This window comes from Paenibacillus terrigena DSM 21567 (assembly GCF_000374845.1).
Taxonomy (GTDB): Bacteria; Bacillota; Bacilli; order Paenibacillales; family Paenibacillaceae; genus Paenibacillus_K; species Paenibacillus_K terrigena.
Genome location: NZ_KB895419.1, coordinates 1 through 12109, shown reverse-complemented (window position 1 = coordinate 12109; position 12109 = coordinate 1). Strand labels below are relative to the sequence as shown.

At 42.0% G+C, this 12109-nt stretch carries 23 protein-coding genes; 3 read left to right on the top strand and 20 right to left on the bottom strand.

Going from position 1 to position 12109, the window contains the following annotated elements; genetic code table 11:
• Nucleotides 1-23 precede the first annotated feature (23 nt).
• Both C558_RS0120145 and C558_RS0120140 read left to right on the top strand, forming a co-directional pair.
• Complete coding sequence (locus C558_RS0120145) at nt 24-437, top strand: ankyrin repeat domain-containing protein (protein WP_018758101.1); 414 nt, start codon at nt 24-26, stop codon at nt 435-437.
• Between the two features lie 26 nt (nt 438-463).
• Nucleotides 464-829, top strand: a complete 366-nt coding sequence (locus C558_RS0120140) for an antibiotic biosynthesis monooxygenase (RefSeq protein WP_018758100.1) — start codon at nt 464-466, stop codon at nt 827-829.
• An 83-nt stretch (nt 830-912) separates the two neighbouring features.
• On the opposite strand, the gene C558_RS32710 is transcribed toward C558_RS0120140, so the two are convergent.
• From C558_RS32710 to C558_RS0120045, 20 genes are all read right to left on the bottom strand, one after another.
• Nucleotides 913-1710: a stalk domain-containing protein gene (locus C558_RS32710; protein WP_018758099.1), complete on the bottom strand. Its 798-nt coding sequence runs from the start codon at nt 1708-1710 to the stop codon at nt 913-915.
• 176 nt (nt 1711-1886) lie between these two features.
• Entirely contained in the window at nt 1887-2411 is a 525-nt protein-coding gene (locus tag C558_RS0120130) for a P-loop NTPase family protein (RefSeq protein WP_018758098.1), read from the bottom strand.
• A 27-nt stretch (nt 2412-2438) separates the two neighbouring features.
• Complete coding sequence (locus C558_RS31495; protein ID WP_018758097.1) at nt 2439-3272, bottom strand: class I SAM-dependent methyltransferase; 834 nt, start codon at nt 3270-3272, stop codon at nt 2439-2441.
• 19 nt (nt 3273-3291) lie between these two features.
• The gene (locus tag C558_RS0120120) at nt 3292-3726 is read right to left on the bottom strand and encodes an NUDIX domain-containing protein (RefSeq protein ID WP_018758096.1); all 435 of its coding nucleotides are present in this window, start codon (nt 3724-3726) and stop codon (nt 3292-3294) included.
• A 99-nt stretch (nt 3727-3825) separates the two neighbouring features.
• Entirely contained in the window at nt 3826-4269 is a 444-nt protein-coding gene (locus tag C558_RS0120115; protein WP_018758095.1) for a GNAT family N-acetyltransferase, read from the bottom strand.
• 149 nt (nt 4270-4418) lie between these two features.
• Nucleotides 4419-5375: a hypothetical protein gene (locus tag C558_RS0120110; RefSeq protein ID WP_018758094.1), complete on the bottom strand. Its 957-nt coding sequence runs from the start codon at nt 5373-5375 to the stop codon at nt 4419-4421.
• Between the two features lie 30 nt (nt 5376-5405).
• Nucleotides 5406-5633, bottom strand: a complete 228-nt coding sequence (locus tag C558_RS32705; RefSeq protein ID WP_156826210.1) for an NUDIX hydrolase — start codon at nt 5631-5633, stop codon at nt 5406-5408.
• A gap of 27 nt (nt 5634-5660) precedes the next feature.
• Nucleotides 5661-5867, bottom strand: coding sequence for an NUDIX domain-containing protein (locus tag C558_RS31490; RefSeq protein ID WP_018758092.1), 207 nt, complete (start codon nt 5865-5867; stop codon nt 5661-5663).
• Nucleotides 5868-5890: 23 nt separating this feature from the next.
• Nucleotides 5891-6373, bottom strand: a complete 483-nt coding sequence (locus C558_RS0120100) for an NUDIX hydrolase (protein ID WP_026264030.1) — start codon at nt 6371-6373, stop codon at nt 5891-5893.
• A gap of 47 nt (nt 6374-6420) precedes the next feature.
• On the bottom strand, nt 6421-6837 hold the full coding sequence (locus C558_RS0120095; RefSeq protein WP_018758090.1) for a GNAT family N-acetyltransferase: 417 nt from the start codon (nt 6835-6837) through the stop codon (nt 6421-6423).
• Nucleotides 6838-6864: 27 nt separating this feature from the next.
• The gene (locus C558_RS0120090) at nt 6865-7392 is read right to left on the bottom strand and encodes a DinB family protein (RefSeq protein ID WP_018758089.1); all 528 of its coding nucleotides are present in this window, start codon (nt 7390-7392) and stop codon (nt 6865-6867) included.
• Nucleotides 7389-7814 (bottom strand): VOC family protein, encoded by a 426-nt coding sequence (locus C558_RS0120085; RefSeq protein WP_018758088.1) that lies wholly within the window; start codon nt 7812-7814, stop codon nt 7389-7391. The genes C558_RS0120090 and C558_RS0120085 overlap by 4 nt, the downstream gene beginning before the upstream one ends.
• A 25-nt stretch (nt 7815-7839) precedes the next feature.
• A complete protein-coding gene (locus tag C558_RS0120080; RefSeq protein WP_018758087.1) occupies nt 7840-8322 on the bottom strand; it encodes a GNAT family N-acetyltransferase in 483 nt (160 codons plus the stop codon).
• Between the two features lie 113 nt (nt 8323-8435).
• Nucleotides 8436-8798 (bottom strand): VOC family protein, encoded by a 363-nt coding sequence (locus C558_RS0120075; RefSeq protein WP_018758086.1) that lies wholly within the window; start codon nt 8796-8798, stop codon nt 8436-8438.
• A 72-nt stretch (nt 8799-8870) separates the two neighbouring features.
• A complete protein-coding gene (locus C558_RS0120070; RefSeq protein ID WP_018758085.1) occupies nt 8871-9404 on the bottom strand; it encodes an HAD-IIIA family hydrolase in 534 nt (177 codons plus the stop codon).
• Between the two features lie 26 nt (nt 9405-9430).
• A complete protein-coding gene (locus C558_RS0120065) occupies nt 9431-9856 on the bottom strand; it encodes an NUDIX hydrolase (protein WP_018758084.1) in 426 nt (141 codons plus the stop codon).
• A 23-nt stretch (nt 9857-9879) separates the two neighbouring features.
• On the bottom strand, nt 9880-10353 hold the full coding sequence (locus C558_RS0120060; protein WP_018758083.1) for an NUDIX hydrolase: 474 nt from the start codon (nt 10351-10353) through the stop codon (nt 9880-9882).
• Between the two features lie 78 nt (nt 10354-10431).
• Nucleotides 10432-10926 carry an HIT family protein gene (locus C558_RS0120055; protein ID WP_018758082.1) on the bottom strand — a complete coding sequence of 165 codons (495 nt, stop codon included), beginning with the start codon at nt 10924-10926 and terminating at the stop codon, nt 10432-10434.
• Nucleotides 10927-10982: 56 nt separating this feature from the next.
• Nucleotides 10983-11477, bottom strand: coding sequence for a GNAT family N-acetyltransferase (locus C558_RS0120050; RefSeq protein ID WP_018758081.1), 495 nt, complete (start codon nt 11475-11477; stop codon nt 10983-10985).
• Nucleotides 11478-11518: 41 nt separating this feature from the next.
• A complete protein-coding gene (locus C558_RS0120045) occupies nt 11519-11716 on the bottom strand; it encodes a hypothetical protein (protein WP_156826208.1) in 198 nt (65 codons plus the stop codon).
• A gap of 193 nt (nt 11717-11909) precedes the next feature.
• On the opposite strand from C558_RS0120045, the gene C558_RS0120040 reads away from it, so the two are divergent.
• A partial coding sequence (locus C558_RS0120040; RefSeq protein WP_018758079.1) for a transposase occupies nt 11910-12109 on the top strand: 200 nt, incomplete at its 3' end.

The window sequence follows — 12109 nt, the reverse complement described above, 5'->3', positions numbered from 1 at the left end:
TCTAGTGAAAGAAGGCGTTGTCCATGGAACAAAAATTAGATCCACAATCTATTCCCTCTACTCTACCGAGCGAGCTCGTTCGGCAATTTGTAGCAAGTGCGCATCATGAGCTCGATACGGTTCAATCGATGCTCGATGTAGAGCCAGGTTTGCTCCATGCAGCTATGAACTGGGGCGGCGGCGATTGGGAGACAGCCTTAGGTGCAGCCGCACATGTGGGCAGACAAGACATCGCGCGCTATCTGCTCGAGCAAGGCGCACATCTTGATCTATTCGCTGCAGCCATGCTCGGATACGTGGATGTCGTGAAGAGTATCGTACAGGTCAACCCTCAAGCGAAGCATGCCAAAGGTCCACATGGCATTCCACTCCTGCGGCACGCCTATATGGGCGGGGAAGCAGCGCGAGATGTGGTTGCTTTTCTGGAACAAAAATAAAAGAGAATATAAAGGAGCGTTCATCCATGATCGTCGTTACGAATACGATTCAAATTAGAAAAGGCCATGGCGAATCCATCGCGGAGCGTTTTCAGAACCCGAAAGGTGTTCATCACATGCCAGGATTCATCTCCATGGAGCTGTGGCTCACACAAAACTTAGAAGAATGTGATGAGATCAAAGTAAACACCACGTGGGAAAGTCGCGAAGCTTTTGATGGCTGGGTGAAAAGTGATTCCTTCAAGCAATCCCATGGTGACCGGAAGAAAGCGCAAGCAGAGCGGAGCGGAAATACGGCGGATGGATCCGAAGAGGGGCCCATCATTCTTGGCAACAAAATCTCGATACATACGGTTCTGTTCACGGTCGATGCTGAACCCGTTAAAGCCTAATTAGGCATAAAAAACCCCTGTACCACAGCTGTTCTCAAGAACACTGACGTGCAGGGGTTTTCATATCGTTCTAAACGTTATTTTTAATAGAAATAAATTGATTTTAAGTGGTATTTATTGCTCTTGCTGTCAACGACGAACGTAAATGTCGCAGAGATAAGCTTGGAATAATCATCCGCTTTGACAACATATTCGAGATACATTCTACCATTGGTTTGCGAGTGCTGCGAGTACTTGTACCAACGATCATTGTTCAACTGATCCATAATGCCAGTATATAGCCCATCGATGACCTCTTGATCGCTAAGACGAATTCCGTCAACGTTCTTGCCCGCCTTCTTCACATCATTCGCTGCTTCGTTCTCATATCCATCGACCGATAGATCGCTCTTCTCAATAAACGCATTCATCTTGGTTTTATCGCCAGACTTGATCGCATCCATATAGAGTTTGAGCGCATCTTTGGCTGTTGGCTTGAAGCTCTCGAATAGATCCGCAGACTTCGTTGTCGATGAATATGTATTCGTCGCTCCTTTGACTGCCGTTGCTGCGTTATCCTTATTCGGAGTCGTGCCTGTATCTGTTCCATTCGCACCCGTTAAGACATCTATCGTTGATGTAGATCCATTCCATTTGATCTTCGCGCCTAGCGCTTCTGCTACTGGCTTCGCAGGTACATAGGTATGCCCATCATATACGATTGGGATCAGTCTGTCGCCGCCATCAACAAGGTTCACGCTACTTCCGTCTACTTTAATTTTGATGTTGCCATTCTGATAAGCGGAGATTTTCTTCACGAGTCCATCGGCATAAGCGCCCAGTGAAAATCCCGTTACCAGTGTCAATGTAAGTCCTGCGGTTAGCATCCATTTTTTGTTCATTTCTGTCTTACCTCCTGTAGTTACAACTGCTGGAAAACATAACTAAGTCTAGTAGACAGGATGGTGACGGTCAATCATTTCGACAAATTTGAATAATTTGTCATAGGGATACTTTCACAGATTGGAAATTGCATGTAAGTTAATATGGGCACACAGCCCTATAGCTATCCGAATAGCTACATTATTGCTTTGTACGTTGTACCTTCGATCTCATATGCTTCGAGATGCTGAATCATCTCGGATACGTTTTTAACGATAAATCTCTTATGTATGAATTGATTCGTCACCGTTAGAACCTCGTCCATATCATATCCGTGATTCCATTTCGTGATCATCTTCCACAGGTTGCTGACTGATTGCTCGTAATTCCATGGCTCGATGCCGCTTCGGGAGCGAATGAATCGCTTTACGATACGGTAGTCTCTCACGAACACATGCGGATTAAGAATAAAGATAACGTCTGCTCGCTCGAAACTCTCTCCCGTCCAATGGTGCTGTACGCCTTCAAGCACCCAGTCCTCTCTGGCTAGTATCTCGCGAAATGTCCGGTCTCGTACTTCCACGGGGAATCTTAAGCTCTCTTCACTTCGATCCCAGACGATGTTATCAATTTCGAAATAAGGAATGGTGAAATGCTTCGATAGCATTCTTGCAGCTGTCGATTTCCCGCTTCCACAGGCACCTATGATTCTAATTTTCACAAGTCGTCGCTCCTTGACACAGGCATATCAGGGTTGATGTTCATCATTTATTTCATGGGTTCCTCCAGCGCTCTTCCGACAAATATAAAGCCCATGTGTGCTTATCCCGAGGATACTTGGCTCCCGACAGGTTTCTAAGTGATATTTCATATATGTCTGAAACTGGTCATCTGACAGTTCATCCACTTCATCACTAATGGTATGGCTTAATCCATCTGTCCCTAAATGATCTAAGGTATTGATATGGAATTGACACATATAAGCTTCAAGCTCATCCGGCGTTGTATAATAAGAATCCGTCCAGAAGGCTTCTGGATCACCGCCACTGATACTACCGTCATGCATAACTTTACGGATTGTGCCCTCTTGAATGAATTGAGGCATCTTCTTGACGAGCATAGGGACAACTGAATATTTGTTGATATAGGCAATAGCAAGGATACCGCCGGGATGCAGCACGCGTAGCGACTCTTGGATTAAGGACTTACGAGCTTCCTCATCCACGATATGATAGTATGGGCCGAGGCAGAGTACAACATCGAATGATTCCGAGGTGTAAGCACTCAAATCCGTAGCATCACCAAGAACCGCGTCCAGTTGAATGTGTGGAAAGTCTGCTTTCTTCGCATTGATCTTCTCAATATTACCTGGTGTAACATCGATCGCCGTAACCTCTAACCCTTTCTCGGCATAATGAAAGGAATAGCTTCCCGTACCCGCCCCAAGCTCCAGTAGTTTAGATGACTTGTGAATGAGAGGCTCTAACGCATGAATACTTGTAATAAATTCAACACGTCTCGAATTTCGTTTAAACCGCTGTTCTTCATCAACCGTTTCATAAAATCGGATAACATTCTCCATTGCTGTTCCTCCTGCCTGTCTAAGGTTTGACCCCTTCAAATGCATAAAATGCTAAAGATTTATCGTGATCGGAATTCAATCGAAGCATTTCGGTCAATTCTGGCATGAGCTCCATCGCTGTATCCTTATCGATCCAGCGTACGTCTACAATATCGTTATCCGGGTCCTGTACTTGGATCGATCCACCTATAATTTTCGCGGTAAATGTGATGATTAGAGCATGAGACTCCCGCTCCGTAAAGTACATCTCCCGCAGCGAACTCAGTCCCGTAATGGCAATATCGTATCCCGTTTCTTCTTTTGCCTCGCGAATGGCACCTTGTTCCAACGTCTCTCCCTGTTCCACGGCACCCCCAGGCAGACCCCAATAGGCAGAGGGACCGCCATTCTTCACGACTAAAATACATCCATGCTCATCGTGGATTAACACTGATGCAACATCAACACGTCTCATACGTATAGCCTCATTTCTGTGATCAAAGTTGTTATTACTTTCAACTATCGTGTTGAAAGACCGTGCAGCTGCAGGGTCTTAACCAATTCATCATTTCACTCAAAATGTATACTTCGCAACGACTTCACCATTGGACCACGGCATGATGCCCAATTCGGTAAAGCCTGCTTTGGCATAGAGTCTTCTCGCCTGCTCGTTCGTAGGCGCATAGCTAATCATAAGAACATCGGTCCGATCTTCTCGCTGTCTTATATGATCGATGATCGAATTGAAAGCTGCCGTTCCATATCCACGCCCTTGGAATCGTTCATCGATCATAAAACGGTAGATCCAATAGTTGCCGTCATCTGAATCTAGACCAAATAATGTGAATCCAACCATTTGCTGCTCATCATATATGGCCTTCGCCTCGAAGCGCTCTAGAAATTGAACCTGCGCAATAGAATACAAATTCGAAGCAATAAATTGCTCTTGTTCTTTCTTTAACTTAAGATTAATGCATTCTTGCCAATTCGTCTTATCAATGGCTTGAAATGTGATCATTCTGAAATCCTCCTAAATGTTGTAGAGAAATCCGAATCCGATGGGGTTCTCTACGTTGATAGATACCTGCTTTGTTCGATAACCTGTTGACGATTCATATTTTTCATACCACACCACTCCTCTCAAAACGCAAATTCACCAATCAATTCCTATAAACTTAACACATACCGAAAATTATGCAGTGAAGTTTCTCCGATATGTTGAGGCACTCGCTTTATATGGTTGTAATAGCTGTATGTAAACTTAAATACATGACCAAAATCCCAATCCGAGCCATGATGATCGTGTAACCAAAATGCCTTCTCGAGCGGCAAGTCTACCACCGGTTGCTTCTTCTCTAACGGCAGTTGATCAACGGGAGAATACAATGGGATTTCGGATTCTAGTTGCAGATCATGACTCAATCGAAGTACTTTGACCATTTTGAGTAGAGGTCGCAGTCCTCTGTGGAACAACGATTCATGTCCTAAATCATACAAAATATTCAGTGCATGTGAAAAGGTAAGCAAATGACCGATCAAATCGTGATGTGCTTCGGCCCTATAGATTGCATTGAACGCAGACAACTCTGATAAGATTAGCACTGACAAGTCACTTGGGTGTTGAATTCGGAGTAATGGATCATCTGCCGGGATAGCTAGACGTTTCACTTCAGGCGTAGATATGCCCAGCCAAGATCGGCCAGGAATCGTCTTCTCGAAGGAACGAATCAATTGTACAATGCCATCGATGTGTTTCTCTGTCCCCCAAGAACCGAGTTCTTTTATAGCCAAAAGAGACAAAGCAGAGTAGATCACATGATGTCCCACCCAGTGCAGCTCATCGATCGTCCCTTCCAATGCATCTGATATTCTCTCTTCAGCGTATGGGTAGGTTGCACTACGAGATTCACTTTCCTTCATTTCTCCTAAGGAATGCATATTCAGCATCGCTGTCGCTTGATTCAGTATCGTACTGCGAATGTCGCCAGGCAGCAGATTGTCTTGGAGAAAGAAATAACACGCAATGGCCGCAACACCGTAATGTGCATGCCATAGATCACCGGTCGTTCCCTTACACGTCGCTACGATCTCTAATCCTTCTACTAATAGCTGCTCTTCTTGCAACGATGCTCCCCCCTTAGCTGTAGTACCCAACTATTCAAGGTCATTGTTCATCACATGTTTAATGCCGTCCGTCTGTGCTAATTCACGGATCAGGGTTCCTAACGCTTTGGGATAGATATTCACATGATCTAATTCATCGATATTTACCCATTGGTAACGGATTCCCAATTCTTCTTTACCGGTAAATGCATCATCTTGAACAATAACACCTGGAGCTTCAACGGCATAATACATCCCATGTTCATGCAATTCCGGCACACCATAAGCGTTAAAATTCTCAATAATTCATAATAATCGATCAACTTTCACCGTATATCCGAGTTCTTCCTCAAATTCTCTAATGATGGTATCCGTTGTTAGTTCGTTCACTTCGGCTTTACCACCAGGCAATACCCAGCCTCTCCCATTCTTCGTCATATGTAAGAGGACCTTTCGCTCCTTGATGAATACGCCAGCAACTCGGAATAAGAAATGATCTATTGCGATGGACATGATACGTCCCTTTCTTTTCTATTTTATAGTTCCTTTGTGAGCTTCAATTCGAATTCAGGCTTCGTCACATACGCCATATAGTTCACTTTTCCATCGAAATCCAAATAGGCTTGGTAACGCGTACGAATCGCAGGAGCCGTTATCAGGTCCAGAACTTCGCTCTTCCTTACCCACTTGCTCTCAGACGTTTCTTCTGAAGTAGTCAACTCTCCGCCGACTGGAGTGCAGTAAAAATCTAGCATAACTTTCGTTGGAACATCAGTTATCCCATCATGCCACTTATACGTGCTAGTATTCGAATACACGCCGATCATATGTGATATGGCAATATCGATGCCGCTCTCTTCTTTGACCTCTCGAGTCAGACCGTCCATGAGATTTTCGCCAGCTTCCACTTGGCCCCCAGGAAATACCCAGCCTCCATCTCGCGTCTTCACCAGAAGAATCTCGCCTTGTTCACTCTCTACAATACCACCTACAGCTACAATATGGGTTGGCATCATCATGGTATTCACCTCTGTCGCTCTGATACTCTCCACTCTGTTGTTCGACACTAAGAAAGCTCCTTCATGAAGTAATAATGGCTATGACCTGTTGGCGCATTCTCGATTGTTGCCATAACCTGGAACCCATATTTCGGGTAAAAATCAGGTGCTTGGAAACTAAAGGTGTGTAATTTCATAAAAGTACATTGATGATCTCTAGCAATACGCTCCGCTTCCTCTAATAAGCTTTTTCCCAGCCCTTGTCCGCGGTAATCATGATGAACCCATAAAATATCGATCTCCATCCAGTTCCATTTTATTGCACTATTAAGACCAGCTATGATTTCTCCCTGATCATTTTTAACGCATAAATTCACTACTTCATATCGCCCATTCGGTACGTGGGATGAGTTAAATTCTATCAGTCTATTGCGAACATCATTCGATTCTTCGCTCGTACTTGTGATGATTCTCTCGTTATTCATTTGTTCCTCCCAATAATCAACTCGTATTTAGACGCCCTGTCTCTTACGAATCACTCGAATTTGGCCTCGATGGTTGATCTCATCTTCAAAGACGTGAAACCACATAAAGTAATAATTCGCCGGCTTGTTATACCAGAACGACTCTTCAGTATTTAACCAATCATCATCTACCGTTCCGAGTAAGTCTAATGTTCTCATTCTGACTTGATTCATACGATCTATGTAGAAACTCAACTCCTGCCCCTTTATTGAATCACGGCCTTCTTCACCTAATCGTAATGCTGGCCCCCATTCAAGCCATTCTTCTTCCGATAATTCTCTGCCCTCGAATGTCTGAACTTGATAGGCATACTCCACCGCTGCAAAATGCAATAATAACGCCCCAATTGAATTGCTCTCTGAATCTAGTAGGAAATCCAATTGTTCGACGGTTAAGCCTCGGGTTGCCTCGATCGTTGTATATCTTGCATAATTCATCATTGAGATCAAGCGGCTAATTTGAGGTGTAAACCCTGGAATGTCGGTAATCAGGTAAATATTATCTAAATTGTTCATTGGATACTTCTCCTGTTTGAGTTATTTTTATTTAGAGATTCGAATACAGTCCATCCCACCTGGGGATAGTCGCCCCAGAGTTCAATCATATTCTGGTCAGGATCATAGAATTTAAAAGATAGACCCTCATAGTCCGTTATGGCTGTCACTTGAATCCCTGCGTCCTTTAATTCTTGATAGACTTCATGGATATTCATAACAACGAACCCATAGACGGCCTGTGTGCCTGTAGAATAATGCATGTGCGAATAAATACCCTCTTCGTTAGGGATGAGCATGATTCTTACACCCGATTCTGAACGAAGTTCGATGAACAGCGCGTCTTCTTTATAAACTCTAAAGCTAAAATGCTTCGTATACCACGCTGCAGCATTATTCAAATGGCTTACCGGTATATACAAATAACTGCCCGCTAATTGCATCTTATCTCCTCCATTGTTCGATTTATTAAATTCTATTGCGTAACACAACTGATGTCTCTATCTGTCTTTCCGGAACATTCCAATACTTCTTAAGAAGTACTTCCTTCTCACAGGGAGATACAAGATCGAACCCGTTCTTCTCATAAAAACTTATCGCCCATGTGGCTGAATCCCACGTTCCTATTAATATGGGTTTATTTGTTAATGATATCAGATGAGCCAGAAGCTTCGTACCAATACCACCTTTTCGCTGATTGGTTCGTACATAAGCATGGCGAATTAAAGAAACATCACCTTTATCTTGGATGCCCATAACACCTATTAATTGATCTTCCTCTTCATACCCCCAGAATACGACCCCATCAGATATTTCATTGTTCAACTCTTCAGACGCCATATAAGGCTCATGATATCGATCATTAGGAATCACACCTTTGTAGGCCAATGCTGCATCATTGATAATTTGAAACATCGCATCGATATCGAAATTCGTACATCGTCTAATCATTTTGAGCCTCCGCGGTAAGATTTATAGATCCTTTAATTCGAATTATAATCCAATAAAAGACGGGACCCTCTCTAAATCCAGATTTTATGCCTAATCTCCTCATCTCGGGCGAATCAGTCCATATGATATTGCGTAATCATTAACATATTTCCTTCACTATCCTTAACCCGAAAACTTCGATGATCCCCATATGTTTCTATAGGATATATCTCTGTTTTTTTGTCCACCAAGGATTGATACACTTCTTCAATCCGATCTGTTTGGAATGAGAATACCGCTCGTGATACTGGAATATGATCTTGATCTTTGAATAGATGCATAACATATTGTCCGTCAATCGTTAGTTCTACAAAATCATCAAAATCAAAATCTGCTAGTTGAAACATTAGGTTGTCGCAATACCATTCACTTGCTCTTCTCAAATCTTTAGCATACAGCATCACTCCGATTAATTTGGCCCCAATGAATGGTTTCATATGATCCCTCTCTTTACTTTTATAGGAGCAATATAGATAACGTTCTTATTTTCCTGTATCCAAAACTTCAATTTATCCGGTACTCAATATCCATTCCACTGCTTCTAAGAGATCCTTCGCTATATAGTCTGGTTCGGTTTCATTCCATTTGTCTCGAAATGAACCTAGAGATCCTTCGCCCCAGCCTGTTCTAACCAGGATCTTCATCGCGCCAACATAATGAGCAGCCAGCATATCCGTATCACCTACATCACCAATAACCACGCATCGAGATAAATTCAATTCATGGTCCTGAGCAGCCTGAATTAACATACCCGCTTGGGGTTTTCGACAATCGCAATGATCATGCACCTCATGTGGACAAATGTAAGAATCATCAAATCCATATTCCTTAAATTGTGCTTTAAATTCTTCTAATGTTGCCTCTCCGCGTGAAATCCGATATTGATTCGTAAAAGCAAATACCTTGATTCGATGCAACTTCAGTAAATCAATGGCTAACTGTGCATTGGGAAATAACTCAAAATGATTCGGATGAATGAAATGACCGGTCCCACCAATTGTGCCGTCTCGATCGATAAATACAGCTTCAATATTTCGCTTCACGCGTATTCCACCATCCTTGAAAGTGTCTATACTCTTCCTTCATTAAAATATGTGACTTCAACATCCTTACGAACAATCTCGCAAAGCCCTTCTAGATAGTAAGGCATCAATTGATCAGCTTGTTCTACAGCAATCCACTGAATATCATTAATCTCGTCGGGTCTTACAATTTCTTGTTTTCCTCCAATAATTTCAGCTTTAAAAGTAATAAATACAGCATGTTCTCCCTGTTTCTCGAGGATTGCTTCATTGACAGCTACGATTCCTAAGACTTTAATGTCCAATCCTGTTTCTTCTTTCGCTTCTCGAATTGCAGCTGCTTCAAGATACTCTTCCTCTTCTACAAGTCCACCTGGAAGTGTCCAGCTCCCATTATCGCTATTCTTGACCATAAGTATTTTGGATTTTGACGGATCCGTAATTAGTGAGTACACAACATTAATCCTTCTCATTATAGCTGTCTCCTCATGTATGGTTATAGCTCTGCTAAGTACTCTTTCGTCTCGATATTAAACTGCTTATATTGAATCCATTGCATCGCTTCGATCACTAAGGGTGAAGAATTATGTTCATTCAAATCATTGATAGAGACCCAGGCTGCTCCTAATGAATCACCTATGTTAGGAGACTCTTCAATGCTCCCACTCATTCTCGTCACTTCATAAAATACAGCGATATGATGACAATGTGTATGATCGAAATTACTTCTTCTCCAAGGTACAATAAAATCTTTCGTTCCAATGTTCCTTAATACATGAATTGATATACCCGTTTCTTCTAAAAATTCTCGAACAATTGTCTTAAGTATCGATTCATTCGGTTCAATACTCCCGCCTGGCAAATCAAATCTTCCAGTATAAGGTCCACCATTCTTGTGGATGACTAGCAATTGTTCATGCTCAATACAAATACCATAGATGCCAAGATGACGATGCCATATCATTTCCATCGAATCCTAACGCCCTCTCAATATCTATATTTTACCTTTTTATCACAATGCGCACAAGTGTTCTCGTGATTAACTTCCTTATGGTTCATTCTTGAAAAAATCCTTTAATATGTTGATCCCTTCAATAACGCTTCTCATATTCTCCTCATCATTCAGGTTATTCCGTGCGTGCAACAATACGGGCCTTAGAGATTCAACCGATTTTCCAAATTGGCTCATCCACTCATACCTAGGAACCATCCATAAATAAAAATGATGAGTTGTATCCTCATTATAAAAATAATAGACTTTCTCGATACCCAACTTCGTTCGTTGTGCACTTCGAATCCGATGAATTAATGATATGTACTCAACTTGCTCCTCATCTGATAGTTCATCCATGCCATAAAAATGTCTCTTCGATGCTAATATCACTAACCCTCTTATTGGATAAGCAACATCTTGGTGGATATGAAAACGGCTTGATTCGTATATAACTCCACCTGTTGGTTGTATGAGACTACTTGTCAAAGCGCAGCTTAGACAATCGACTTCGATTGATCTCCCATCTGCTAAAGTAATGATTCTCGGCATTATTCACCTCATCGTTCAAGTTCCGAATCAATAGACCTTTAGTAAGAATTGTGTTTTTAATTTTCTCTGATCATGCATATAAACTCTACTTCTCGATCATGAACTTTACTCGTGATTTTGCTATGTTCTACGAAACCATTTTCCCGATAGACATGTATCGCTCTTTCATTAAAACTTGCCACAACCAGTCGAAACATCTCTTGATTCAAGAGCTGTCTAAGGTAATCCATTCCTTCCTTAACAAATATCCTTCCCAATCCCTTTCCTGTCTGGGATGGTTCAAGTCCTAACCCAACGTCCATGAGTTCAGATCTGTTATAGATCCCAGCGGTGTACCCTGCTGGAACCCTGGCTGAGTTGCCGATACAGAAGAAACCTATTGGCGATTCAATATCCTTATCGTTAAATACGCTATAATAATCGCCATTCATGAGTTCACTCATCATTTCTTCGCTATTGTCAAAATTATAAAAATCATAAGGCTCCTGATATCGCCAATTCATCATACTTTCCGCATGTTTTCTCATCATCGGTTGAAATAGATAGGTCATGATCGTAATCCCCCTTATTCGCACTTTCTATTGTGTTATATCTAGTTACTCTTCACAAATTTACTCATAGGCACTAAATCGCAATAGTCGTTTTCTTGCATTTTTATTTGTTTCACACGTCTACCTTCCTCTATAAAACCCATCTTTTGACTTTTTGCATCTTCTTGAATCGCGGATCGGATCATAACTTTTTTGTTATGTTTAGTTATTTTCACCGTATCGGATACAATCGTCATCATGAAACCTCCCCGTTTCAGTCGAATCCATATAATCCCATTTTAACATTAATCATGCATTCCCCCCAATAAAAATGTATATTAATCACCCAACACAAAAAAAGCCGAATCATTGATATTATCCCCTTATGGTTGACAGTGAAGAAAAGTCCACTGGTACAATGGACTTGAAAGCTGCAACCGGAGGGGATTTTTCATGGCAAAAAAGGGACAAGTATTCATCCAATACACGGAACAATTAAAAAACGAAGCCATTCGACTTTATGAGTCAGGGGTAAGTTCTCGAGAAGTAGCGAAGCAATTGAATATACGTAGTAAATGTCAGGTGCTCGTTTGGGTTAAGAAGTCTCAAAAAGGAGTTTCGTTAGAAGATGGTCGTGGACAGAACACTTTCCA

Bases quoted from the DNA above. Each gene is read 5' to 3' on its own strand.
- C558_RS0120145 (WP_018758101.1), top strand. From the start codon at position 24: ATGGAACAAAAATTAGATCCACAATCTATTCCCTCTACTCTACCGAGC.
- C558_RS0120140 (WP_018758100.1), top strand. From the start codon at position 464: ATGATCGTCGTTACGAATACGATTCAAATTAGAAAAGGCCATGGCGAA.
- C558_RS32710 (WP_018758099.1), bottom strand. From the start codon at position 1,710: ATGAACAAAAAATGGATGCTAACCGCAGGACTTACATTGACACTGGTA.
- C558_RS31495 (WP_018758097.1), bottom strand. From the start codon at position 3,272: ATGGAGAATGTTATCCGATTTTATGAAACGGTTGATGAAGAACAGCGG.
- C558_RS0120120 (WP_018758096.1), bottom strand. From the start codon at position 3,726: ATGAGACGTGTTGATGTTGCATCAGTGTTAATCCACGATGAGCATGGA.
- C558_RS0120115 (WP_018758095.1), bottom strand. From the start codon at position 4,269: ATGATCACATTTCAAGCCATTGATAAGACGAATTGGCAAGAATGCATT.
- C558_RS31490 (WP_018758092.1), bottom strand. From the start codon at position 5,867: ATGTCCATCGCAATAGATCATTTCTTATTCCGAGTTGCTGGCGTATTC.
- C558_RS0120100 (WP_026264030.1), bottom strand. From the start codon at position 6,373: ATGATGATGCCAACCCATATTGTAGCTGTAGGTGGTATTGTAGAGAGT.
- C558_RS0120095 (WP_018758090.1), bottom strand. From the start codon at position 6,837: ATGAATAACGAGAGAATCATCACAAGTACGAGCGAAGAATCGAATGAT.
- C558_RS0120090 (WP_018758089.1), bottom strand. From the start codon at position 7,392: ATGAACAATTTAGATAATATTTACCTGATTACCGACATTCCAGGGTTT.
- C558_RS0120085 (WP_018758088.1), bottom strand. From the start codon at position 7,814: ATGCAATTAGCGGGCAGTTATTTGTATATACCGGTAAGCCATTTGAAT.
- C558_RS0120080 (WP_018758087.1), bottom strand. From the start codon at position 8,322: ATGATTAGACGATGTACGAATTTCGATATCGATGCGATGTTTCAAATT.
- C558_RS0120075 (WP_018758086.1), bottom strand. From the start codon at position 8,798: ATGAAACCATTCATTGGGGCCAAATTAATCGGAGTGATGCTGTATGCT.
- C558_RS0120065 (WP_018758084.1), bottom strand. From the start codon at position 9,856: ATGAGAAGGATTAATGTTGTGTACTCACTAATTACGGATCCGTCAAAA.
- C558_RS0120060 (WP_018758083.1), bottom strand. From the start codon at position 10,353: ATGGAAATGATATGGCATCGTCATCTTGGCATCTATGGTATTTGTATT.
- C558_RS0120055 (WP_018758082.1), bottom strand. From the start codon at position 10,926: ATGCCGAGAATCATTACTTTAGCAGATGGGAGATCAATCGAAGTCGAT.
- C558_RS0120050 (WP_018758081.1), bottom strand. From the start codon at position 11,477: ATGACCTATCTATTTCAACCGATGATGAGAAAACATGCGGAAAGTATG.
- C558_RS0120045 (WP_156826208.1), bottom strand. From the start codon at position 11,716: ATGATGACGATTGTATCCGATACGGTGAAAATAACTAAACATAACAAA.